At 68.5% G+C, this 23,314-nt stretch carries 22 protein-coding genes and 2 tRNA genes; 12 read left to right on the top strand and 12 right to left on the bottom strand.

Annotated features, from left to right (window positions below; all coding sequences use genetic code 11):
* Positions 1-231 precede the first annotated feature (231 nt).
* On the top strand, positions 232-801 hold the full coding sequence (hpt, locus tag NAF06_RS14230) for a hypoxanthine/guanine phosphoribosyltransferase (protein ID WP_006628363.1): 570 nt from the start codon (positions 232-234) through the stop codon (positions 799-801).
* A 478-nt stretch (positions 802-1,279) separates the two neighbouring features.
* Complete coding sequence (locus tag NAF06_RS14225; RefSeq protein ID WP_008586625.1) at positions 1,280-1,957, top strand: DJ-1/PfpI family protein; 678 nt, start codon at positions 1,280-1,282, stop codon at positions 1,955-1,957.
* A 24-nt stretch (positions 1,958-1,981) separates the two neighbouring features.
* Here NAF06_RS14225 and NAF06_RS14220 read toward each other — a convergent pair whose 3' ends face one another.
* Complete coding sequence (locus tag NAF06_RS14220; protein WP_008586627.1) at positions 1,982-2,287, bottom strand: transcriptional regulator; 306 nt, start codon at positions 2,285-2,287, stop codon at positions 1,982-1,984.
* 152 nt (positions 2,288-2,439) lie between these two features.
* Here NAF06_RS14220 and NAF06_RS14215 point away from each other — a divergent pair, with 152 nt between their 5' ends.
* A complete protein-coding gene (locus NAF06_RS14215; RefSeq protein ID WP_008586629.1) occupies positions 2,440-3,414 on the top strand; it encodes a nucleotidyltransferase family protein in 975 nt (324 codons plus the stop codon).
* A gap of 76 nt (positions 3,415-3,490) precedes the next feature.
* On the opposite strand, the gene NAF06_RS14210 is transcribed toward NAF06_RS14215, so the two are convergent.
* The 5 genes from NAF06_RS14210 to NAF06_RS14190 form a co-directional block, all read right to left on the bottom strand.
* Entirely contained in the window at positions 3,491-3,694 is a 204-nt protein-coding gene (locus tag NAF06_RS14210) for a DUF8145 family protein (protein WP_008586631.1), read from the bottom strand.
* Positions 3,695-3,768: 74 nt separating this feature from the next.
* Positions 3,769-5,235 carry a DHH family phosphoesterase gene (locus NAF06_RS14205; RefSeq protein WP_008586633.1) on the bottom strand — a complete coding sequence of 489 codons (1,467 nt, stop codon included), beginning with the start codon at positions 5,233-5,235 and terminating at the stop codon, positions 3,769-3,771.
* Positions 5,236-5,308: 73 nt separating this feature from the next.
* Entirely contained in the window at positions 5,309-8,002 is a 2,694-nt protein-coding gene (locus NAF06_RS14200; RefSeq protein WP_008586635.1) for a TRAP transporter permease, read from the bottom strand.
* Between the two features lie 167 nt (positions 8,003-8,169).
* On the bottom strand, positions 8,170-8,682 hold the full coding sequence (locus tag NAF06_RS14195; protein WP_008586638.1) for a DUF1850 domain-containing protein: 513 nt from the start codon (positions 8,680-8,682) through the stop codon (positions 8,170-8,172).
* Position 8,683: 1 nt separating this feature from the next.
* A complete protein-coding gene (locus tag NAF06_RS14190) occupies positions 8,684-9,679 on the bottom strand; it encodes a TAXI family TRAP transporter solute-binding subunit (protein ID WP_008586640.1) in 996 nt (331 codons plus the stop codon).
* 149 nt (positions 9,680-9,828) lie between these two features.
* Between NAF06_RS14190 and NAF06_RS14185 the strand changes: the two genes are divergently transcribed.
* Positions 9,829-9,902, top strand: a tRNA-Lys gene (locus tag NAF06_RS14185).
* A gap of 188 nt (positions 9,903-10,090) precedes the next feature.
* Here NAF06_RS14185 and NAF06_RS14180 read toward each other — a convergent pair.
* Positions 10,091-11,146 (bottom strand): M42 family metallopeptidase, encoded by a 1,056-nt coding sequence (locus tag NAF06_RS14180; RefSeq protein ID WP_049908870.1) that lies wholly within the window; start codon positions 11,144-11,146, stop codon positions 10,091-10,093.
* Positions 11,147-11,297: 151 nt separating this feature from the next.
* On the opposite strand from NAF06_RS14180, the gene NAF06_RS14175 reads away from it, so the two are divergent.
* A complete protein-coding gene (locus NAF06_RS14175; protein ID WP_008586644.1) occupies positions 11,298-11,528 on the top strand; it encodes a DUF7860 family protein in 231 nt (76 codons plus the stop codon).
* Positions 11,529-11,570: 42 nt separating this feature from the next.
* On the opposite strand, the gene NAF06_RS15500 is transcribed toward NAF06_RS14175, so the two are convergent.
* Entirely contained in the window at positions 11,571-11,696 is a 126-nt protein-coding gene (locus NAF06_RS15500; RefSeq protein ID WP_256470643.1) for a hypothetical protein, read from the bottom strand.
* Positions 11,697-11,792: 96 nt separating this feature from the next.
* Here NAF06_RS15500 and NAF06_RS14170 point away from each other — a divergent pair, with 96 nt between their 5' ends.
* Entirely contained in the window at positions 11,793-13,076 is a 1,284-nt protein-coding gene (locus NAF06_RS14170) for an MFS transporter (protein ID WP_008586645.1), read from the top strand.
* A gap of 37 nt (positions 13,077-13,113) precedes the next feature.
* Entirely contained in the window at positions 13,114-13,281 is a 168-nt protein-coding gene (locus NAF06_RS14165; RefSeq protein ID WP_160162882.1) for a hypothetical protein, read from the top strand.
* 24 nt (positions 13,282-13,305) lie between these two features.
* On the opposite strand, the gene NAF06_RS14160 is transcribed toward NAF06_RS14165, so the two are convergent.
* On the bottom strand, positions 13,306-14,478 hold the full coding sequence (locus NAF06_RS14160) for a pyridoxal-phosphate-dependent aminotransferase family protein (protein ID WP_008586648.1): 1,173 nt from the start codon (positions 14,476-14,478) through the stop codon (positions 13,306-13,308).
* Between the two features lie 152 nt (positions 14,479-14,630).
* Between NAF06_RS14160 and NAF06_RS14155 the strand changes: the two genes are divergently transcribed.
* Positions 14,631-16,157: a sensor histidine kinase gene (locus tag NAF06_RS14155; protein ID WP_008586650.1), complete on the top strand. Its 1,527-nt coding sequence runs from the start codon at positions 14,631-14,633 to the stop codon at positions 16,155-16,157.
* A gap of 54 nt (positions 16,158-16,211) precedes the next feature.
* Here NAF06_RS14155 and thrS read toward each other — a convergent pair whose 3' ends face one another.
* Positions 16,212-18,188, bottom strand: coding sequence for a threonine--tRNA ligase (gene thrS, locus NAF06_RS14150; protein ID WP_008586653.1), 1,977 nt, complete (start codon positions 18,186-18,188; stop codon positions 16,212-16,214).
* Between the two features lie 263 nt (positions 18,189-18,451).
* Here thrS and NAF06_RS14145 point away from each other — a divergent pair, with 263 nt between their 5' ends.
* A complete protein-coding gene (locus tag NAF06_RS14145) occupies positions 18,452-19,432 on the top strand; it encodes a PLP-dependent cysteine synthase family protein (protein WP_008586656.1) in 981 nt (326 codons plus the stop codon).
* Between the two features lie 36 nt (positions 19,433-19,468).
* Here NAF06_RS14145 and NAF06_RS14140 read toward each other — a convergent pair whose 3' ends face one another.
* Positions 19,469-19,891, bottom strand: coding sequence for a CoA-binding protein (locus NAF06_RS14140; protein WP_049908872.1), 423 nt, complete (start codon positions 19,889-19,891; stop codon positions 19,469-19,471).
* A gap of 115 nt (positions 19,892-20,006) precedes the next feature.
* Positions 20,007-20,606 carry an RAD55 family ATPase gene (locus tag NAF06_RS14135; protein ID WP_008586660.1) on the bottom strand — a complete coding sequence of 200 codons (600 nt, stop codon included), beginning with the start codon at positions 20,604-20,606 and terminating at the stop codon, positions 20,007-20,009.
* 333 nt (positions 20,607-20,939) lie between these two features.
* Here NAF06_RS14135 and NAF06_RS14130 point away from each other — a divergent pair.
* The 3 genes from NAF06_RS14130 to NAF06_RS14120 all read left to right on the top strand — a co-directional run bounded on the left by NAF06_RS14130 (position 20,940) and on the right by NAF06_RS14120 (position 23,314).
* Positions 20,940-21,014 (top strand) — tRNA-Arg (locus NAF06_RS14130).
* A gap of 742 nt (positions 21,015-21,756) precedes the next feature.
* The gene (locus NAF06_RS14125; RefSeq protein WP_008586662.1) at positions 21,757-23,007 is read left to right on the top strand and encodes a M20 family metallopeptidase; all 1,251 of its coding nucleotides are present in this window, start codon (positions 21,757-21,759) and stop codon (positions 23,005-23,007) included.
* An 85-nt stretch (positions 23,008-23,092) separates the two neighbouring features.
* Positions 23,093-23,314, top strand: a complete 222-nt coding sequence (locus NAF06_RS14120) for a YgaP-like transmembrane domain (RefSeq protein ID WP_008586665.1) — start codon at positions 23,093-23,095, stop codon at positions 23,312-23,314.

Below are 23,314 nucleotides of genomic sequence, written 5' to 3'. Positions count from 1 at the left end.
AGTTTATAAGCACTCACAGCAGCGTACAGCCGAGCGTCCGGGGCTTTAGAGGCGTCTGTGTCGGTCACCGGGTTGTATCCAGTTACGTACGGCCGAGCGCCCGGGGCTTCGGGGGCGTCCGTGTCGATCGCCGAGTTATATTGACCGTTCGAGTACTGTGCTCCGTGCGATCGCCTCACACCGCGATCCGGCAACCGCCACGCTTTATTAATCCGCCCGAGTACCCGCGACATGGACCAGTTGCGGCAGTCGCTCCTCGACGCGCCGATCATCGAGAAAGGCGAGTACCAGTACTTCGTCCACCCGATCAGCGACGGCGTTCCCATGCTCGAACCGGAGCTGCTCCGGGAGATCGTCATCCGGATCATCCGGAAGGCGGAGCTGGAGAACGTCGACAAGATCGTCACGCCCGCCGCGATGGGGATCCACATCTCCACCGCGCTCTCCCTGATGACCGACATCCCGCTGGTCGTCATCCGCAAGCGCCAGTACGGCCTCGACGGCGAGGTCCCGCTGTTCCAGGAGACGGGCTACTCCGAGTCGGAGATGTACATCAACGACGTGGAGGAGGGCGACCGCGTGCTCGTCTTAGACGACGTGCTCTCGACGGGCGGCACGATGAAGGCCATCCTCGACGCGCTCACCGACGAGGTCGGCGCGGAGGTCGTCGACGTCGTCGCCGTGATCAAGAAGGCCGGACCCAACGAGCTCGACGACACCGACTACAACGTGAAGACGCTGATCAACGTCACCGTCGAGGACGGCGAGGTCGTGATCGTCGACGCGCAGGGCGACGAGTAAGTCGATACTGCCGAGTCGGAGTGTAGCTTTTCGGTGAGTACTGAAGTCTCGGTCGCTCGCTGCGATGAAATTGATATTGTGACCGAGGCCGCCGAAGGGCCAGTCGCGAAGCGGTCAGAGGCGACGTAAGCACCGCGGGAACGAGCGAAGCGAGTGACGAGGAGCACAGCGAGCGTCTGACCGCTTCGCGACTGGCCCTTCGAGTCCCGCCCCGCAGCCGCACAGCACCTCAGGCCTCCCCAGCCTCGTCGACCGGTCTCCGCTTCGCTCCGACCGGTCGACTCCCTCGCGCGACGCTCCTCGCGCCCTGTCGGGCGCTCGGAGGCGCGCAGAGAGGCGCGACGCGCCTCTTACAGCCGCCGGCGCTGCCGCCGGCGACGCCACCGCACCGCAGCTCCACTTATAAACCACACGTCCCCCCGCGTCGCTGCCGGCCACGGGCGTCTTTTCCGACCGGGTCGCGAACTGCGGGGCACACATGACAAGCGCGCTGTTCGTCGTGAGCGAGGAAGGCTACTGGGCCGAGGAGTGTATCGAGCCGCTGACGACGCTGGAGAACGAGGGCGTCGACGTGACCGTCGCGACGCCGTCCGGGTCGCCGCCGGTCGTCGACGAGCGCTCGCTCGACCCGGAGGCCGCGGGCGGTGAGGACCGGGTCGCGGAGCTCCGCGAGGTCGACGAGAGCCATCCGGGACTCAACGATCCGGAATCGATCGCGACGGTCGACGCCGAGGGCCACGACGCCGTCGTCTTCCCCGGCGGCCACGGCACCGTCTGGGACGTGAACCAGGACCGACACGCCCGTCAGCTACTGCTCGACGCGGTCGCGGGCGAGGAGAGCGTCGCGCTCGTCGTCTGTCACGCGGTCGGCATCCTCGCGTTCACCCGCGAGGCCGACGGGACGCCCCTCGTCGAGGGCCGCTCTATCACCGGCTTCCCGAACGAGTGGGAGGAGGACATCGTCGACGACCACGAGGTCCTCCCCGACGGCCGGAAGCTCCCGTACTGGGTCGAAGACGAGGTCGTCCTCGCCGGGGCCGACTTCGACGCCGAACTCGACGCCGACACGAGCGTCACGGTCGACGGCGACCTGATCACGGCTCGCGGCCCCGGCTCGTCTGCCGACGCGGCCGCGACGCTGCTAGACGAACTGTAAGCGACGGACCGGCCTCGACCCGCGTTAGCGGATTACGAACGCCGGCTCCTCGATCCGCTCGCACCTACACTCGGGACACCGCGACGGCTCGTTGACGGGGTCGTCGAAGCCGTCGAACCCGCACTCGCGACAGGTCGGCGGCGCGACGAGGAACTCCTCGTCGCCGTCGCCGTCCGCGTCGGCCCCTCCGGCGTCGGCGACCGACCGCGAGACGTGTTCGAGGTGCTCGTATATCGTCGGCCTCGGGAGCGACAGCGTCGCCGCGAGGTCGCTCGCGGTCCGCGGCCCCTCGCGGAGCGCGTCGGCGATCCGCTGGCGGGTCGTCTCCATAGTCGGGCGTTCGCGGCGCGGCGGCTAAAACCGTCCGGGGTCGCCACGGTCCGGCCGCCGGAATCGGGACCCGTCGACCCGGACCGCGCGTCGACCGAGACGGGAGGCGGCGCGGCACAAGAGGTATGTCACCGGGGGGAGACGGAAAGCGTATGAAGGCAGTCGTACTCGCGGGCGGCTACGCGACCAGACTCTGGCCGATCACCGAACACCGGCCGAAGATGTTCCTCCCCGTCGGGGAAAACACCGTCATCGACGAGATATTCGAGGACTTGGAGGCCGACGACCGCGTCGACGAGGTGTTCGTCTCGACGAACGAGCGCTTCGCCGACACGTTCGCCGACTACCTCGACGAGAGTCCCTTCGAGAAGCCGACGCTCTCGGTCGAGGAGACCGTCGAGGAGGACGAGAAGTTCGGCGTCGTGGGCGCGCTCGAACAGCTCGTCGAGCGCGAGGGGGTCGACGACGACCTGGTCGTCGTCGCCGGCGACAACATGATCAGCTTCGATCTCGGCGACTTCGCCGACTTCTTCGAGGACAAGGGGACGCCGACGCTGGCCGCCTACGACGTGGGCGACCGCGAGCGCGCGAAGTCGTACGGCCTCGTCCAACTGGACGGCGACGAGGTGATCGACTTCCAGGAGAAGCCCGCCGACCCGCAGTCGACGCTCGTCTCCATCGCCTGCTACGCCTTCCCGGCCGAGACGCTCCCGAAGCTCACGACGTACCTCGAAAACGACAACAACCCGGACGAGCCGGGCTGGTTCCTCCAGTGGCTCCAGCGGCGCGGGGCCGTCCACGCCTACACCTTCGACGGCGCGTGGTTCGACATCGGCACCGCGGAGAGCTACCTCGACGCGGTCGAGTACGCCTTAGACGGCGGGACGCTCGTCGCCGACGACGCGACCGTCGAGGGCAGCGACCTCGGCGACGTGGTCCACGTCATGTCGGGCGCGACGGTGACCGACTCGACGCTCGACCGCACCGTCGTCTTCGAGGACGCGACGATCAGCGACTCGGAGATCCGGAACTCCGTGATAGACACGGGCGCGACGCTGGAGGGCGTCGACCTCTCGGGCGCGCTGATCGGCTCGCACACCTCGATCACCGAGGGCGACGGCTTCTGAACGCGGCGCGACTCCGCGGACTGTGGGGCGTCCCCCCGCGGACCGCGGGCCGTCTCCGCGGACCGTCACGGCCCTCTCAGTCGGTGCCCGCCTGCTCATGGGTGTGGTGGTAACAGTCCAGGGCGGGGTCGCCCGCGTCGCTCACGGCCGTGAAACACACCCGCTGGTAGCGCTCGTTGTCCAGGAGGTTCGCGACGAACCCGTCCGCGTGTCGCGAGACGGAGTCGTACGGGTCGCCGCAGGCGGGACAGGTCGCCGGCGGGTCGTCGGGGACGTACATACGACGTGACGGTCGAATCTACGGTGGCGAGCCTGAAAACGCCCCCGCCGGACGCGGCGCAGCCGCGGGCGGGGTCAGGAGCCGTTCGACCCGTCGCCGCTCCCGCCCTCGACGCCCAGCGCGTCGAACAGCTTCCGGCGGACCGCCTCCTCCGTGAGGTGGAGGAGCGTGTCGCGGTTCTCGCCGCTCGCCTCGATGCCGGTGAAGATGCCGAGCGGGATTTCGAGCGACCCCTGCGTCGAGTGACCGGCGGCGTCGCCCATCTCGGAGAACGCCTCGTCCAGGACGTTGCCGATGTTCAGCCGGATGTCCTTCGAGCGGGCGGCGAGGAAGATCTTCTCGTCGGCGATCCCCAGCACCGCGGTGGTCGTGATCCCCTCCAAGTTGAGGAGGTGTTGGGCGGCCTGCGCGAGCGCCTCGCGGTCGCGGATGAACCCCGCCGTCGAGAAGAGGTGGCTCCCCTGGACCTCGCGGTTCTGGATCGCCTCGGCGAGCACGTCCAGCGTCTCCGGGCTCATCGACGGCGACTCCACCTGTTCGAGCGTGTCGTGGTTCGCGAACGGGTGGAGGTACGCGGCCGCGGTCAGGTCCGCGGGCGTCGTGTCCCGCTTGAAGTCGAGCGTCTCGGCGCGGATCCCGTACAGCAGCGCGGTCGCGACCGCCTCCGAGGGCGACTGGTCGAACTCCTGGAGGTACTTCGTGAGGATCGTCGACGTCGAGGAGACGTTGGTCCGCACGTCGACGAACCGGGCGTCGAACGGCACCTCCGCCTCCAGGTGGTCGAGGTAGATGTCGATCTCGACGTCGAAGTCGAAGCCCTCGTCGGCCGACTTCGCGAGGTCGACGGCCGCGACCGTCCCGTACTCGGACAGGTCCGGGGCCTCCGAGCGCGCAAGCAGGTCGATCCCGAGCAGGTTGACGAACGCCCGGTTCTCCTGATGGCCGACGTCGCCGGAGTAGACGATGTCGGCCTCGACGCCGAACGCCTCGGCGATCGCCTGGAGCGCGGTGGCGGAGGCGATCGAGTCGGGTTCGGGGTTGTCGTGCGTGAGGATCGCCATCCGGTCGCCGCCGGTCTCGATTATCTCCGCGAGCTGGCGGGCCATGTACTCCAGCTCCCCCGTCTCCAGCGACTGGAGCGCGCTGTCGGCGATCACGGTCGAGGGGTTGATGACGACGTCCGCGCCGCGCTCGCGGAGTTCGTCCTCGCTGACGGGGTCGGAGGCGCGGACGACGACGTAGTGGTCGCCGCCGGTCTCGCGGACCGCCGAGACGGCCGCCTTGTTCGCCTCCACGTCGCTCGCCAAGATCAACACGATGTCGCGGTCGCCGATCTCGTCGACCACGTCGGCGTCGGCGATGTCCTGGACGCGCGCGTTGAGGTCCTGATCGCGGAGCGCTTCGACCCGGCTCTCGTCGCGGTCGAGAATGAGGACGTCCTTCCCGCGCTCGGTCAGTTCCTCCGCGACGGCGTGACCGACGCTCCCACAGCCGAGGATGGCGTACCGGGTCCGCGCGGATCCGGATGCCCCACTACTCATTGGAGTGATTTCCGCGGCACGACACTTAACGAGTGCGCTCTCCGTGAGCCGGGGCGAGGGGAACCGAGAGGGGTTACTGCGACGCGGCGTCGGGCGAGTCGCCCGCGACCGGCCGGTCGCCCGACTCCCCGCCTGCGCGCCGCCGGTTCCGAATCAGTCCGACCACGAGGATCGCCGCCCCCACGCCGCGGGCGACGAGTTCGTTCGTGACCGAGTAGAGCCCCGCGTCGACGCCGAGGAGTCCGAGCGCGGCGCTGGCCGGGAGCAGCACCATGCCGGGGACGGACAAAAGCACCGCGGCGGCGACGAGCGAGAGCCGCGCCCCGTACCGCACGTCGGCGTGGTAGAACCCGATGATCGCGACGCCGAGCGCGTACACCCCGGCGAACACCGCGAGTATCGGCGCGACGACCTCGGGCAGGAAGAAGCCGAGGTCCGCGACGTCGGCCCCGGTCAGTATCGAGCCCTGCCCGTCGGTCGTGCGAAGCAGGAGGATCCCCGGCGAGAACACGAACGCGAACGGCACGAGGATCTTGTTCAGCGACAGCAGGAACGCCTGCTTACCGGTCTCGAAGGGGTCGGACTTCGCGATCCCCGCCGCGGCGTACGCGGCGACCATCACGGGCGGCGTCACGTCGGCCATCAGCCCGAGGTAGAGGACGAACAGGTGGACGGCTAGGATCGCGATCCCGAACTCCGGCAGGACGGGCCCGAGCAGCACGACGATGATGATGTACATCACGGTCGTCGGCATCCCCATCCCGACGATCACGGCCGCGAGGCCCGCGAGGATCAACAGGAGCACGAGCGACCCGCCGCTCACGCTGATGATGAGCGCGCGGAGGCTCCCGCCGAGGCCGGTGATGCCGATCACGCCGGGGATGACGCCCGCGGCGGCGACCGCGACGACCACGATGGTCGCCGTCTTCGCGCCGGAGTCCATCGACTTCAGGATGAACGAGCCGAACTGGCCCGCCCGCGACCCCGCGACGTCGACGCCGACGCGCTCGTCGAACCAGGCCCCCGCCTCGGTCACGTCGTCGTCAAGGTCAAGCAGCGGCGCGTCCCCGCGCGGGTCCGCGAGCAGGAACGCGAAGCTGATCGCCGCGACCACGGTCGGGAGCGACGGTGCCGCCGCGCGGAGCGCGCCGGTCAGGCCGTACTCGGCGGTCTCGGCCCCGTACAGCAGGTCTATCGGCGTGCCACCCGCGTAGAACAGCGAGACGGCGAACAGCGCGTAGCCGGCGAGGATCCCCCCGACGAGGGCGGGACCGGTCCGCTCGTTGTAGGCGGCGACCATCGCGATGAGCGCGACGGTCGCGACGATCGTGAGCCACCCGGCGCGGCCCACGGAGAGCCGGGCGATCACGAGGTAGTACAGGAGGAGTCCGAGCGGAACGAGGTAGAACCAGCCGCGCCGCATGTGCGGCCCCAGATCGAGCAGTTCGGACCGGGTCAGCCCGCCGATCCCGCGTTTGGCCGCCTCGAAGTGGACCATCACCCACATCCCGAAGAAGAAGGCGACGGCCGGCAGGGTCGCCGCGATCACCACGTCGCGGAACGGCGTCCCGGTGTACTCGACGATGAGGAACGCGGCCGCGCCCATCACCGGCGGCAGGATCTGGCCGCCGGAGGAGACCGACGACTCGACGGCACCCGAGAACTCCGGCGAGTAGCCGGAGCGTTTCATCAGCGGGATCGTCAGCGCGCCCGTCGTCACGGTGTTCGCGACCGACGACCCGGAGAGCATTCCCATGAACCCGGAGGCGACGACGCTCGCCTTCGCCGGGCCGCCCTTCCGGGTGCCCGTGATCGAGTACGCCAGGTCGATGAACCACTTGCCGGCCCCGGACATCTCCAAGAACGCCCCGAAGAGGATGAAGATGTAGATGAACCGGACGGAGACACCGACCGGTACGCCGAGGATCCCCTCGACGGTGTACCAGAGGTTCTGGACGATCTGGTTCCAGCGGAGCTGCGAGGTGGCGAACGTCTGCGCCACCGGCAGGTCGCGCGGCAGGAGGTAGCCGTACTTGGCGTACAGTAGGAAGAGGCTCACGAGCAGCGTCAAGAGGAGCCCGAGCGCCCGGCGCGTCGCCTCCAACACCAGCAGGATTGCGAGCACGCCCATCAGGTACGCGAGGCTGTAGTCGGCGAGGAAGCCAAGTTCGAGGGCCGCGAGCGACGGGACGACCTCGCCGAGCGTCCCGGCACCGCCGAGTCCGCGCACCCGGATGACGTCGGTAATCTCGTCGTACTGCGTGAAGTAGTACGCGCTGGGGAACGTCGAGAGGAGGATCAGCGCGATATCGGAGGGCGTGATCCGCGTCGACTCCTCGTCGACGAAGGCCCACCAGACCGCGCTGCGGACCGCCTCCGCGGCCCGCGTGACCGGCGAGTCGCCGAACCGGTTCCGGGCCACCGCGGGAAGCGACTCGATCCGGCGGGTGATCGCCCCGGTTCCCGTCGATCCGGGGAACAGGAGGAACGCCATCACGAGCGCGAAGTTGACGTGGATCGCCCGGATCTGAAGCGACGCGAGCGACGCGATCTGTACCGTTCCGAAGCCGGGGATCGCGAACTCGAACACGAATCCGCGCGCGCCGAGCCACAGTTGGAACGCCGAGAAGAGGATCCCCACGACCGCGACCGCGACGAGCGAGGCCCCGGTCAGCGACCGGCGGTCGTCGATCTCTTCGAAGACGTCGTCTGCCGCCTCGCTCCCCTCGGGGTCCGGTTCGATCGAGTTCGATGTGTTCGTGGTCACGGTTGTGGTGTCCTCCGGGTTGTCGCAGGTCCGCCCCGAACCAAGGATGTTCGGATCGCGGCCGCCGTCCGAACCCCGGCGTGTCGGATGACAGCAGTCCGCACGCAGTCGGCGAAACCCCTCGCGCGCCGTATTCGTCTGAAACCCTCGCGCGCCGCGGACGGGCGTTACCGCCGTTCGACCGTCAGCTCGACCGCGCCGTAGCCGCTCATCGCCGCGACGTCGTACCGCTCGTCGCCGACGACGAGGTCGTGGTCGGCGACCGATCCCGTCTTCAGGTGAAGCGTCTCGTACCTGGTGGCCGGGGGATCGAACACGTACCGACCGTCCCGCTCCGTCACGTCGGCCTGCGACGGGAGCCCGGCTCCGAACGAGCTGAACTCCATTCGCGTCATGACGAGCGCCCCGTCGTCGGCGACGTACACGTCGGACACCGGCGTCTTCTCGACGCTGTGCGTGTACTCGATCGCGATCTCCGTCTCCTCGCCGACGGGTTCGGCCAGCAGCTCCGTGCCGTTCTCGTCGGTCACGACGAGCGTCGGCTCCCCGGCGACGGCGTCCACCGCCCCGCCGAGGCCGACGCCGGTCGCGATCGCGAGGACGGCGAGGACGGAGCCGACCGCGACGGCCGCGACCGCGACCGTCCTCCCCTCGACCGGGACCCGCGATCCGAACCTCACGCTACTCGAAGTAGCGCGCCGCGCCCTCGTGTAGATCGACCGACATGCCGTCCTGCGCCGAGTCGGCGCTGATGAAGTCCGTCTTGATCGACAGCTGGTCGAGGTTCTCGAAGATGGCCTCCGTGACCGCCTCGACGGTGTCGGCGGAGAACTCCGACCGAGTCGCGATCATCGCCTGGACGGAGACGGTGTCGACGTCCTCGTCGATCCCGTCGTAGGTGCCGCCGGGGATCGTGTCGTCCGCGAACCACGAGGCGTCGTCGCGGGCGGCCTGCCGCTCCTCGTCGGACAGGTTGAGGATCCGGACGTCGGTGGTCGTCGCCAGCTCCTCGACCGCGCCGACGGGCCAGCCGCCGACGACGAACGCCGCGTCCACGTCGCCGTCGCGGAGCTGGTTGGACGCCTGCGTGAAGTCGGTGTTCTGCTCGTCGAAGTCGTCGGGGGTGAGCCCCGCGGCCGACTCGAGGATCTGGAGCGCGTTCACCTGCGTCCCGCTGCCGAGGTCGCCGGTGTTGACGCGCATCCCCTCGAGGTCCGAGAGCGAACTGACGTCCGCGTCGGGGTTGATCAGGACGTGAATGGTCTCCGGGTACAGCGTCGCGACGCCGCGGAGGTTCTCGACCGGCTCGCCCTCGAAGGCGTCGAGCCCCTCGCCGTTTCGGGCGAAGTAGGCGATGTCGTTCTGGATCAGCGCGAAGTCGGCGTCGCCGTTGCCGAGGCTGCCGACGTTCTCGACGGACGCGCCCGTCGAGGAGACCTCAACGGGGAAGTCGGTGGTGTCCTCGATTATCCCCTCGAACTCGCCGGACAGCGGGAAGTACGTCCCGCCCGTGCCGCCGGCGTGCCAGCGGATGACGTCCGTGTCGCCGCCGTCCCCGCCGTCGCCGCCGTCCCCGCCGTTGCCTGAGCAGCCCGCGACGCCGACGATTCCCGCCGCCGCCGCCCCGCGGAGGAGCGTCCGCCGGTCGATCCGATCGCTGATTCGGTTGTCTGACATACGGCAGATATACTCCCCGGGTGTTGATAACCGTTCCCCCAGCGCTCGACGGACTCGATCACCGCCCTCGTCGGGACGCGTCCCCGCGATTCGCCCCGCCGGTGTCGAATGAAAAGGCCTTTTACCGTGACACCGATACGAACTCGTGAGGGCCGGTAGCTCAGTTAGGGAGAGCGACGGACTCTTAATCCGTCGGTCGCGTGTTCAAATCGCGCCCGGCCCGTACACTGAACCGCAGAGCGACAGCGATGCGGTGAGGGAACCGGACGGAAGCGATTTGAAGTAGAGAAGTCGCAGCCCGAGCGAAGCGAGCGACCACCTTCTCGTAGTTCACAATTGTACCCGGCTCGCGTCTCACGACTCGGGTTCACTCCGTAGTCGCGCCCGCGAACGTTTCGACCGACTTCCCCGTCACTCCGGCCCGTAGTCCGTTCCCTCCTCGCTGTCGAGGAACGCCGTGAGCAGGTCGACGGCGGCCTCGATGTCGCGCGCGTCGGCCGTCTCGACGGCGGAGTGATGGTACCGGACCGGGATCGAGAGCGCGCCGACGGGTCGCGCGCCGCCGGCGTTCTGGAGCACCGCGGTGTCGGTTCCGATGTTCCACGACACCTCGCGCTGGAACGGAACGTCGCGGTTTTCCGCGACCGATTCGAGGCGGTCCACGACCGCGGGCGTCGCGATGACGCTCGCGTCCTTCCGCTTGATCCCGACGCCGTCCCCGAGCGTCGAGATCGCGTTCGACGGGTCGACGCCCGGGTACGACTGTTCGAGCGTCCCGTCGAGCGCGACGACGAGGTCCGGATCGACGTCGACGCCGAGGGCGGCTGCCCCCCGCAGTCCGACCTCCTCCTGTACCGTCGCGGCGTAGTGGACGGTCACGTCCGGGTCGGCGAGCCGCGCGGCCTCCAAGAGCACGTAGACGCCCGCCCGGTCGTCCAGCGCGGAGCCGGAGACGCACTCGCCCAGCTCGCGGAGGTCGCTGTCGAAGGTCACGACGTCGCCGACGCCGAACGCCTCGGTGGCCTCCTCGGGGTCGAGCCCGGTGAACACGTGGGCATCGTCGAGCGTCCAGTCCTCGGGGGCCTCCTCGGCGGCCGTGTGCGCGGCGTTGATTCCCACCACCCCGTCGTAGTCGCCCTCGCGGGCGTGGACGGTGACCGGGTGTCCGCGGAGCGCGTCCGGGTTCCAGCCCCCGAGCGGCTCCACGGACAGGAAGCCGTCGTCGTCGACGCCGCTCACGATCAGCCCGATCTCGTCCATGTGCGCGGCGACGAGCACCTCGTAGTCGGGGTCCGCGCTCCCATCGACGGTCGCGACGACGTTCCCCATCGCGTCCGTCCGCACGGCGTCGACGGCAGGGAGTTCGTCGCGCACGATGTCGCGCACGCGGTCCTCGTGGCCGACGGGGCCGGGAGCGTCGGTCAGGCGCGCCAGCAGGTCGAAGTCGAACGTCGCGTTCGCGGTCACGTTCTGACGGTCGCGGCTCACGCCTGAAAACGGAGGGGTTCCGGCAGGGCGGGAATCGAGAGAGAGTCCGCCGACCGCCGAGCGGTCGCCCGTCCGACCCGCTTGTCACGTCCGAGAGGTATTTGTGTCCGCGACGACCAAGCCGTCCGGTATGACGGGACGCTACGGCGACATCGACTACTCGCGCGCGACGAAACGGACGTTCGCGGTCGGGGCGGTGCTTTTCGCGTTCGGACTGCTCGGCGACCTCTACCTCCGATCGACGGGCGGACCGATCCCCGAGTGGGAGCAGGCGCTGTTCGTCGACGCCGAGCTGTTCGGCGTCCTCGTGATGCTGCTCGCGCCGTTCGTGTTCGGGGTCGTGCTCCCGCTCACGGAGTGAGCCGCGGACTCGCTGCCCGACGAGCGCCCCGGGGCCGGGCCGTCACCGCTTCCGCTGCGTCGCTCCGGGCTCTATCGGCGCGCCGCACTCGGGGCACTCCTCGTCGGTGCGCGCGACCGCGGGGTCGCACGCCGGACGGAACTCCCGGTCACAGGCGTCGTCTCCCACGGATCGGTCTGGATCGGGCGGACCGAAATGGACTCGGGCGGCATGGGTCGCCGCTCGAACCGTAACCCCTTTTGAATCGTCCGACCGCATCCGCGTGTGAGCAACGCCGACCGCCGCACGCAGTTCTGGGCCCTCTACCTCACGCGCTTCGCCGAGGGGTTCGGCTTCATCACGCTGATCACGCTGCTCGGGACGTACATCAACACGCTCGACCCGCAGGCGACGACCGTGCTCGGCGTCACGGTCTCGGCCGGGTTCGTCATCGGGATGTACACCACGGGGTTCACCCTCGCGCAGACCGTCGCCGTGGTCCCGCTGGCGTGGGCCGGCGACCGGTTCGACAAGCGGACCGTCCTGCTGGGCGTCCTCGCGGTCGGGGCCGGGGTGTACGCGCTGTTCCCGCTCGTCGACTCCTCCGGCTCGTTCATCCTCGTCCGCGCGCTACAGGGCTTGGTGGTCACCGGCGCGGGGCTGATGACGCTGTCGCTGGTCGGCCAGATCGCCGACGTGGGGACGCGCGCCGACAAGATCGGGAAGGCGAACGCCGCCTCCTTCGCGGCCTCGATCCTCGGGTCGCTGTCGGCCGGAGGCATATACGACGCGGTCGGCTTCGATCCCATCTTCACGCTCATCGCGCTGCTGATGGTCGCCGCGTGGGTCGTCACGTGGCTGTTCCTCGACGACGACGACACCCGGATCGAGGGGTTCCCGTTCTCCGATCTCGCCGTGAACCGACGGATCCTCACGATGACCAGCTTCCGCGCCCAGTACGCCTTCGCCGTGACGATGGTGCGGACGTGGGTCCCGATCTACGCCAGCACGGAGATGGCCACGGGCGGACTCGGTATCACCGGGATCGCCATCGGCGTCACCGTCACCGCCGAGAAGGCGACGAACATGGTCGGACAGCTGTTCACCGGGCGGCTCTCCGACGCCTACGGGCGGTCGCTGTTCGTCTTCGCCGGCGGGGGCGCGTACGGACTGGTCGCGATGGGGATCCCCCTCTCGGAGGCGATCGGGACCGCGATCGGAGCCGGGGTCACGCTTCCGTTCCTCGGCGACCTGCCGCCGGCGTACCTCCCGCTCGTCGCCTTCTCCGGGCTGCTCGGCGTCGCCGACTCCTTCCGCGAGCCGGCGAGCATGGCGCTGTTCGCCGACGAGGGGACCGACGACGGCGGCGTCGCCTCCAGTTTCGGCATCCGCGAACTGGTCTGGCGACCCGGCTCCGTCGCCGGTCCCCTGATCGCCGGCTGGCTGATGGTCGAGGTGAGCATGGCGTCGGTCTTCTACGTCGGCGGCGCGTTCGCGGTCACCGGCGTGCTCGCGTTCCTCGCGATCCTCGTCCACGACCACGGTCGCGCGGCGCTGACGGCGTGGTGAGCGATCGATTTACGTCGCACAGCACACACGTCCGACCATGCCCTCCGACGACGGACTCCTCGGGGTACAGACATCGATCATCGGACTCGCGATACTCGAACTCTTCGGCGAGGCGGGTGGCGGGTTCCTCGTCGGGGTCGGCGTGCTGCTGTACGGGTCGTACCTCGTCGGCCGGAACCGGGGGGCTGCCGTCGTCGAGAAGTGATCTCCGCGCGGTCGTCGACAGCGGCTACGCCTCGTATCCCTGAGCCGCCAGCGCGTCCTCCAGCGCAGCGAGGACGTACTCGACGTTCTTGGGGCGGGCGGAGTGGCCCATACAGCCGATCCGCCAGATATCGCCTTCCAGATCGCCCAGTCCGGACGCGATCTCTAAGTCGTACTCCGCGAGGAGGTGCTCGATGACGGCCCCGTCGTCGATCCCGTCGGGGACGCGGACAGCGTTCAGGCTCGGGAGCCAGTACTCGTCGGCCGCGTTCATTTCGAGGCCCAGCTCTTGGAGGCCGGCCCTCAGCTCGCCGGCGACCTCGCGGTGGCGCGCCCAGCGCTCCTCGATCCCCTCCTCGGCGACGAGGCGGAGCGCCTCGCGCAGCGCGTAGACGTTCGTGATCGGCGCGGTGTGGTGGTACGAGCGGTCGTCGCCCCAGTACCCCTCCAAAAGTGAGAGGTCGAGGTACCACGACCGGGGCCGCTCGTCGCGGTCGAGGATCTTGTTCATCGCGCGGTCGTTGAGCGTGAGCGGACTCGCGCCCGGCGGACACGAGAGGCACTTCTGCGGCCCGGAGTAGGCGACGTCGACCCCCCAGTCGTCGACGCGCAGTTCGACGCCGCCCAGCGACGTGACGCAGTCGGCGATCACGAACGCGTCGTGGGCGTGCGCGATGTCGGTCAGTTCGGGGACGTCCGGCTGGCGGACGCCCGTGGAGGTCTCCGCGTGGACGAAGCCGAACACGTCCGGCTGGTGCTCGTCGAAGGCGCGCTCCACGTCGACCGGGTCGAGCGGTTCGCCCCACGGCGCGTCCACCTCGACCACGTCGCCGCCCGCGCGCTCGGCCATCGACTTCATCCGCCCGCCGAAGTAGCCGTTCGTCGGGACCAACATCGTGTCGCCCGGCTCGACGAGGTTGCCGATCGCGGCCTCCATCGACGCCGAACCGGTCCCCGAGACGGGGATCGTCCACCGGTTGTCCGTCCGGAACGTGTACCGCAACAGCTCCTGAACCTCGTCCATGATCTCGACGAACGAGGGGTCGAGGTGGCCGACGAGCGGGGTGCTCATCGCCTTGAGGACGCGCGGGTGTACGTCGCTCGGACCGGGGCCCATCAGTGTGCGATCCGGCGGCGTCAGCTCCCCGACGTCGGGGGGTCGCTCCGCGGCGTCGGGCTCGGCGTGCCGATTTGACATGCGTCCAATTCCGGCGACCGCCGTCAAAAAACCCGACGGAACCGCCCGCGTCACCGGAGTCCCGAGCGCCGATCCGGTCGACCGAACGTCGGTCCGAGCCGGCTAAACGCCGATCCGGGCCAACTAAACCGGATCGTCACGTACTGGCACGCATGTCCGGCCACCCGCGCGCATCGGCGTCAGATCAGGACCTCCAAGCCGTCCTCGACCGGATGGCGGACGGGTTCTTCGCCCTCGACGCGGACTGGACGGTCGCCTACTCGAACGAGCAGGGCCGCCGGATCCTGCGGTCCGCGATGAGCGACGGCGCTGTCGGTCCGGGGGAGTCGGTCGAGGGGCGTAACATCTGGGACTCGATACCCGGCTCCACCGAGACGGAGTTCTACGACCAGTACCACCGCGCCATGGAGACGCAGGAGCCGGTCTCGTTCGACTCGTACTACGAGCCGCTGGACACCTGGTTCGAGGCGCGCGTCTTTCCCTCCGAGAGCGGCCTCTCCGTGTACCTGCGCGACGTCACCGAGCAGCGCGAACTGGAGCGGCGACAGCGGGAGAGCCTCCGCGCGATCCAGCGGCTCTACGCGGTCTCGTCGGACCACGAGCGCTCCTTCGAAGAGAAGGTCGAGGCGATACTGACGCTCGGCTGCGAGTACCTCGACGTGCCGAACGGGTTCCTCACGCGGATCGAGGACGGGACCCAACACGTCGAGGTGTCCCACGCCGAACACCCCCTGCTACAGCCCGGAAAGTCCTGTCCGCTCGACGAGGCGTACTGTAAGCGAACGATCGAGCGAGACGACCTGTTGACCGTCGTCAACGCGTCCGAGGAGGGATGGGCCGGCGACCCGGCCTACGAGACGTTCGGACTGGAGACGTACATCGGCGGGAGAGTCGAGGTGGACGGCGAGCGGTACGGCACGCTCTGTTTCGCCGCCACGACGCCCCGCGGCAAGCCGTTCACCGACACGCAGCGGACGTTCGTCGAACTGCTGACGCGGTGGGTGAGCTACGAACTGGAGCGACAGCGCGCGGCGGCGCGGCTCGAACGCGAGCGAGACCGGCTCGACGAGTTCGCGAGCGTCGTGAGCCACGACCTCCGGAACCCGCTGAACACGGCGATGGGGCATCTCGACCTGCTCGCCGCGGAGTCCGACAGCGAGCGGATCGCGCCGATCGAGCGGTCGCTGACGCGGATGAAGACCCTGATCGACGACCTCCTCACCCTGGCCCGGGACGGCGTTCAGGTCGAGGAGTTCGTCGACGTCGACCTCGCCGAGACCGCTCGGAACGCGTGGTCGACCGCCGAGACGGCCGACGCCGAGCTCTCGATCGAACTCGACCGGACCGGGATCCGCGCCGACGAGTCGCGGCTGCGACAGCTCCTCGAAAACCTGTTCCGCAACTCGATCGACCACGGCGGGTCGGACGTGACGGTGCGGGTCGAATCGCTCCCGGACGCGGTCGGCTTCGCCGTGGCGGACGACGGCCCCGGGATCCCCGAGGCGCAGCGCGAGGAGGTGTTCGAGACCGGGTTCACGACGAGCGACGAGGGCACCGGCTTCGGGCTGAGCATCGTCGCGGAGATCGCGGCCGCCCACGATTGGACGGTGTCGGTGACGGACGGACGGGACGGCGGGGCGCGATTCGAGTTCGAGGGCGTCGAGTTCGCCGACGAGTGATCGCCCCGCCGCGGAGCGATCCTACCCTTCACCCGACGAGCCCGGAGGCCGGAGTCACTCGGCGTCGACGAAGTCCGGCTCCGTCCGCTTCTCCGCGCGCTCCTCGACGAGGTGGTCGACGAAGTCGTCGAGGTCGACGTCGCCGCGCTGGTTCTCGAAGCGGTCGCGGACGGAGACGGTCCCCGCCTCCTGCTCGTCGTCGCCGACGATGACCATGTAGGGGAGCCGGTCGTCGTGGCCCGCGCGGATCTTGCGGCCGACCGTCCAGTCGCGGTCCTCCACCTCGACGCGGAACCCCTCGTCTTCGAGGGCGTTCTTCACGCGGTGCGCGTAGCCGAGCGTCTCGTCGGAGACGGGGAGGATCCGGACCTGCTCGGGCGCGAGCCACAGCGGGAAGTTCCCGTCGAAGTGCTCGATCAGGACCATGAAGAAGCGCTCGTAGCTGCCGTACAGCGCCCGGTGGATCATCACGGGCTGGTGGTCCTCGTTGTCCTCGCCCGTGTAGGTGAGGTCGAACCGCTCGGGCATGTTGAAGTCGAGCTGGACCGTCGGCCCGTCCCAGACGCGACCGAGCGCGTCCTCGAAGCCGAAGTCGATCTTCGGGCCGTAGAAGGCACCGTCGCCGGGCTCGACGTCGTAGTCGTAGCCGCCGGACTCCAGCACGTCGCGGAGCTGCTCCTCGGCGGACTCCCAGATCTCGTCGCCGCCGACCGACTTGTCGGGCCGGGTCGCCAGCGCGACCTCGACCTCCAGATCGAGCGTCTCGACGACCTCGAAGATCATCTCGATCACCGACTCGATCTCCTGACGGATCTGGTCCGGCCGGACGAACAGGTGACCGTCGTCGATGGTGAACGACCAGACGCGCGACAGTCCCGACAGCTCGCCGCGCTGCTCTTTCCGGTACACCTTCCCGTTCTCGAAGTAGCGCTGCGGGAGGTCGCGGTACGACCACGACTGCTGGTCGAAGATGGTCGCGTGGCCCGGGCAGTTCATCGGCTTCAGGCCGTACTCCTCGTCGTTCACGTCGAGGAGGAACATGTCGTCCTTGTAGTTCTCGTAGTGGCCCGACTGCTTCCACAGCTCCGTCCGGAACACGTGGGGCGTCTCGACCTCCTCGTAGCCGTGGTCGCGGTTGAGCTCGTTCGCGAAGTCGGAGAGCTCCCGGAGCACGGTCTTGCCCGGCGGGTGGTACAGCGGGAGCCCCGGCCCGGTCACCGTCGGGATCGAGAAGAGGTTCATCTCCTGTCCGATCTTCCGGTGGTCGCGCTCCTGGGCCTGCTCGCGCAGTTCGAGGTACTCCTCCAGGTCGGACTCGCTCGCGAAGGCGGTCCCGTACACCCGCGTCAGCGAGTCGTTCTCCTCGTCGCCGCGCCAGTAGGCGGCCGATACCTCGAGCAGCGTCGCCGCGCCGACCTCGCCGGTCGACTCCACGTGCGGGCCCTGACAGAGGTCCTCCCAGCCGTCCTGGACGTAGAACGTGACCTCCTCGCCGTCGGCCTCCTCGTCTAAGATCTGCCGTTTGTACTCGTTGTCGGCGTAGGTCTCCTTCGCCGCCTCGCGCGACCGGACCTCGCGCTCGATGTCGTAGTCGGCCGCGATGATCTCGTCCATCTCGTCCTCGATGGCGGCCAGATCGTCCTCGTCGAGGTCGACGTCGGTCACGTCGTAGTAGAACCCCTCGTCGGTCGCGGGGCCGATCGTCAGCGTCGCCTCGGGGCGGAGCCGCTGAAGCGCCTGCGCGAACACGTGGGCCGCGGAGTGGCGCAACACCGTGAGGTACTCGTCGGACTGGTCGGTGACGATCTCGATCCGCGCGCCGTCGTGGACCGCGGCGTACTTCTCGACGAGCTCGCCGTCGATCTTCCCCGCGACGGTGTCGCGACCGAGCCCGGGGCCGATCTCGAAGGCGACGTCCTCGACTGTCGACCCCGCCGGAACGGTCAGCTCTGATCCGTCCGGCAGGACGACCGTCACCTCGGCCTCCGCATCGGTCTCGCTCATACAGTGTCGGAGCCGGACGACCGTCATAAGTGTGTTCGATCCGCGGCGCGCGTTCGCACACGCGGGCGGCCCCGGCGGCCGCCGTCGCGCCCCCGTCTGCGGCCGCCCCGTGGTGCGTCCGTCGTAGCCGGGCTGCGGCCGCCCCGTGGTGCGTCCGTCGTAGCCGCGCTGCGGCCGCCCCGTCACACGCTCGCCGACCGGCTCCCGGCAAGCCACGCCGCCGCCCCGGAGCCGCGGATCCGGACGGAGCGATGGCAACACACAAATCCCGCGGCAACCTTTGCCGGACTATGACCACGCACGCCGAGCCCCTCTCGTCGGTGTTGGAGACCGTCGGCGAGACGCCGCTCGTCCGCGTCCACGACTCGCCCGACGAGGTGCCGGTGTACGCCAAGCTGGAGACGTTCAACCCCGGCGCGAGCATCAAGGACCGCATCGGCAAGTACATGCTCGAACGGATGCTGGAACGCGGCGACGTCGGCGAGGGCGGCACCGTGATCGAGCCGACCGCCGGTAACACCGGCATCGGGATCGCGGTCGCGGCGGGCCAACTCGGCCTGAACGCGATCTTCGTCGTTCCCGAGCGCTTCTCGGTGGAGAAACAGCAGCTCATGCGCGCGCTCGGCGCGGAGGTCGTGAACACCCCGAGCAAGGAGGGGATGGAGCTCGCGATCGAGCGCGCCCACGAGATCGCGGAGGAGCTCGACGACGCCGTCGTCCCCCAGCAGTTCTCGAACCCGCTCAACGCCGAGGCGCACTACGAGACGACCGCCCCCGAGATCGACGAGGCGCTCGACGGCGAGGTGGGCGCGGTCGTCGCCGGCTGCGGTACCGCCGGGACGCTGATGGGTATGGCCCGGTACTTCCGGGAGGCGGACGCGGACACGCACGTCACCGCGGTCGAGCCGGCCGGCTCGGCGTACCGCGAGTTCTTCGGCGAGGACGTCGACCACGAGGAGTACAAGACCGAGGGGATCGGCACCCACGACATCGACACGAACGAGCTGTTCGAGCCCGCCCTCGTCGACGAGGTCCAGGCGATCGACGACCGCGAGGTCCACGAGGAGATGGGACGGCTCGCGGCCGAGGAGGGGCAGCTCGTCGCCTCCTCGGCGGCCGCGAACTCCCTCGCCGCGAAGCGCGTCGCCCGCGACATCCGCGACGGCGAGATCGACGCCCCGCACGACGCCGTCGTCACTATCTTCTGCGACTCCTCCGAGCGCTACCTCTCGAAGGGCGTCTACCGGAGCTTCGAGGAGTGGGAGGGGTAGCGGGGCGATCGTCGGCGCGGCGTCGTCTGAGCCCGGTTACCCCCGCAGTCGCCCGTGTTCGACCTTGATACACCGGTCTTGGACCACGTCGATCCCGTCGGCCGCCGCGTCCGCGGCCGCCTCGTCGTGACTGATCCCGAGCTGGAGCCACGCCGCGCCCGCGTCACCGCGTGACCCGTGTCGCTCGCGGACGGCGTCGAGTATCTCCGGCACCTCCTCGCTCGGACGGAACACGTCGACGAGATCGATCGCCTCCTCGATCTCGCCGAGGGAGTCGTACGCCGGCTCGCCGAGTACTTCGTCCGCGTAGGGGTTCACCGGGATCACGCGGTAGCCGCGGTCTTGGAGGTATTCGGGCACGTCGTGAGCGGCCTTCCCGGGCGTCGTCGAACAGCCGACGACGGCGATCGTCTCCGCGTCGAGCAGTCGGTCGAGCCCCTCGTCGTCGGTGATGAGCATACGCGGCGCTTCGAGCGCGACCCGATTAAACGCATCCCCGGCGACGAGAACCTCGGCGACGAGAACCTCAGCGGCGAGACGCTCGGCGGTGAGACCCTCGACGGCCACTGGCCGGTCAGGCGAGCCGGATCTCCGGTTCGCCGTCCTCGGTGACCGTGATGATCCCGTCGAACAGCTGTTTGAGCGTGTTCATCGCCTGGTCGTCGTGGGCCGTCGAGTCGATGCTGTACAGGCCCAGTCCGTCGACGCTCTGGACGCGTCCCGTGAACACGTGGAGGAACCGGAACACGGTCTGGAGGTCCGAGTACATCAAAAGCGTCGACAGCGAGTGGACCATCACGCGGTTCTGCTCGATGCCCCGGTCGCCGAACGCCTGGAGGAACTCCGAGAGCTTGATCCCGATGCCGGTCATGTCGACCGGCGAGGAGGCGTACTTGATACGGTCGGACTCGACGATCTCGCCGCCCTGCTGGCGCGTGACGCAGTCGACGACCGCGACGGGCTTGCCCTCGTAGGGCGTCCGCTTCTCGTAGTCGCGGAGCACCCGGTCGGCACCGTCCTTCGTGGTGACCACGATGGCCCCCTCGTCGCGGTCGGTGCCCGCGGCGAGGACGTCCATCATGATGGACCGCTTCCCGCTCAGCGGCGGACCGGTCAACAGGATGTTGGTCCCGGGTTCGACCTCGGCGTCGAAATGCGGCGTCAGCTCATACATGGACGCACCTCGGGGGCGACGACGTCGGCGCGAGCCGCTCGTTCGGCTGTGAGGCCGTGCGACCAGGACACATCTACTACCGAAACATGCCCGCTCCGAATAATATTCTTTTTGATCGCCACGCGTAAGCCCGCATCGCGCCTGCGTGCGTCCCCGAAACGGTTGAACCGTCGGATCCGGTCGCGAGAGCGAGACCGAACGCCGCCGGCGGGCCCCGACGTGTCACATCCGCTAATTTACCGCCCGGTGAGACGGGAGCGTTCCCCGGCCGAGTACGCGGCCCCGATTTCGAATCGCGGGACTTAACACGGTCTCGGAAGTAACCTGAGGCACGGGCGCTTAGCTCAGTTTGGACAGAGTGCTTGGCTTCGGACCAAGTTGCCACGGGTTCAAATCCTGTAGCGCCCATGTTTCTGACGACGAACGAAGTGAGGAGTCGAAACTGGGCCGGAGGATTTGAAGCTGGGAGGTGCTTCGCTCCGACCGAGGTTCAAATCCTGTAGCGCCCGTTCGTTCTTCGAACGGATCGCATTCGCGAGACACCGGTACGTCGTGTATAAACAATGCGTCAGGGGTGCGCGCGATCGCACGTCGCTGAACCGGTGGATCGCGACCAGCGCCGACAGTTTTGCTGAGCAGCCTGGGGACCGAGAACCCGACCGTGACGCCGCCGGCGTCCGCGAACACGCTCGGACGCGTTCGGCTGCGTCCTCGTGGCCCATTCTGAGGGTCGCCCTTCGCCGACGTCGTCCGGGCCGATCCGTATCAAGTCAATCGGGAGCCCCACTCATGTGCTATATTGGAGTTTTAACACAGACATTTCTTAGAGGTCTTTCGTAAGACGTGTTTGTATGGATGTTACCTTCTAGTCCAGCCGCTTCCGATAGAGTATTGTGGGATGTGGGAACAACTTTAATCGCCCTGCTATCCTATCTTCGTCCATGGTGGCCACACCAGCAGGTGAAGACCCGGGGCGCGACGGGGCGTCTCGACCGCCCGAGCGTATTCTCGTGGGGGATCACACGGCCGTCCAGCTGCCACAGCCGGCAGAGGAGGGGTTCACGGTCGACCTCGCGGGGCGGGGAGACCGTGAGCGTTCGCTCGTGTCTCGTTCCGCTTTCCGCCCCGCAAGGAGGGAGTCAGCGGACCGATGAGCGACGCGACGCCGGCCGAGTACGCGCGAGCGCACCGTGAGGATCTGGTCGATTTCGCCCTCGATCTCCTCGCGGTTGACACGTCGAATCCGCCCGGCGACACGCGTGACATCGTCGCCGAAATCGAACAGTTCCTCGACCCGCTCCCGGTCGAAGTGGAGCGGTTCGCGGCCGACCCAACGAAGCCGAATCTGCTCGTTCGGCTCCCGGGTGGCTCTGATCACACGCTGCTGTATAACGGCCACCTCGACACGGTGCCTTTCGACGCCGAGGCGTGGTCCCGCGCTCCGCTCGGCGAGCGCGTCGACGAGCGCGTCTACGGCCGCGGCGCAACCGACATGAAGGGTGCCGTTGCGTCGATGCTGTTCGCGGTTCAGGCCTTCGTAGCCACCGACACGGAGCCGCCCGTCGACCTCCGATTCGCGTTCGTGAGCGACGAGGAGGTCGGTGGTGACGCCGGCCTGCCGGCGGTACTGGACGCTGGAAAGCTCGACGCTGACGCGTGCGTGATAGGCGAGCCGACCTGCGAGGAGGGCCGTCACTCCGTCACGATCGCGGACCGGGGCAGCATCTGGCTGACGCTCGAAGCGGGCGGTGAGGGGGCCCACGGCTCCCGGCCGGTACTCGGCGTCAACGCCATCGACCGGCTCTACGACGCCGTCAAGACGGTGCGCGAACGGTTCGGCACCCGGCGGCTCGAAATCGACGCTGACGTGGCACCGATCGTCGAGGAGTCGGTCGAGTACTACGCCCCCTCGATGGGTGAGGCCACCGCTCGAGAGCTGTTCCGGTACCCCTCGATCAATCTCGGTGTCCTCGAGGGCGGGGACGCGATAAACACCGTCCCGCAGTCCGCGCACGCCGAAGTTGACGTGCGACTGACCGCAGGCGTCCATACGCCCGATGTGCTCGCTGAAATTCGCGAGTGCGTTGCCGACTGTGACGGTATCACAGTCGCCGACATCTCTTGGAGCGTTGGGACGGCCGAGGTTCCCACCAGCCCGCTCGTCGAAGCCGTCGCGTCGACCGCGGAAGAAGTCACGGGAAATCGCGTCTTCAGACGGAGCGCTACGGGCGGTGGCGACGCCAAGAAGTTCCGGAACGCGGGGATCCCGACCGTCGAGTTCGCACTCGGAACCGACACTGTCCACGCCCCGGATGAGTACGTTCCGGTGGACGTACTCGTCGACAACGCCGTCGTCTACGCTCAGCTACCAACGCGGTGGCAGTCCCAGCTTGAGCAGTAACGCCTCCAAGCGGGCGGTCGTGCCGGACTGCCTGTGCGACGGGAGAAGTCGTCGGGAAAGACTTACGTAGTAGTATAGTATAATTGTGGGTATGAAAAACAATATCGGTGCGGCAGACAGACGAATTCGGATCGGTCTCGGGCTGGGTTCGGCGGCGGTCGGACTGGCGACACTCGGTGGCCTCCTCGGCCTCGGGACGACGGTCGGCGCGGTTCTGACGCTGCTGGGTCTCGTTCTCGTCGGGACTGCGCTCGTCCGAGTCTGTCTCCTGTATCGCCTGTTGGGAGTGGACACGTCGGGATCCTAG

It is taken from the genome of Halorubrum hochsteinianum, assembly GCF_023702125.1.
Classification (GTDB): Archaea; Halobacteriota; Halobacteria; order Halobacteriales; family Haloferacaceae; genus Halorubrum; species Halorubrum hochsteinianum.
The sequence above is the reverse complement of the archived record's forward strand: the minus strand, read 5'-3'. Positions and strand labels throughout refer to the sequence as shown.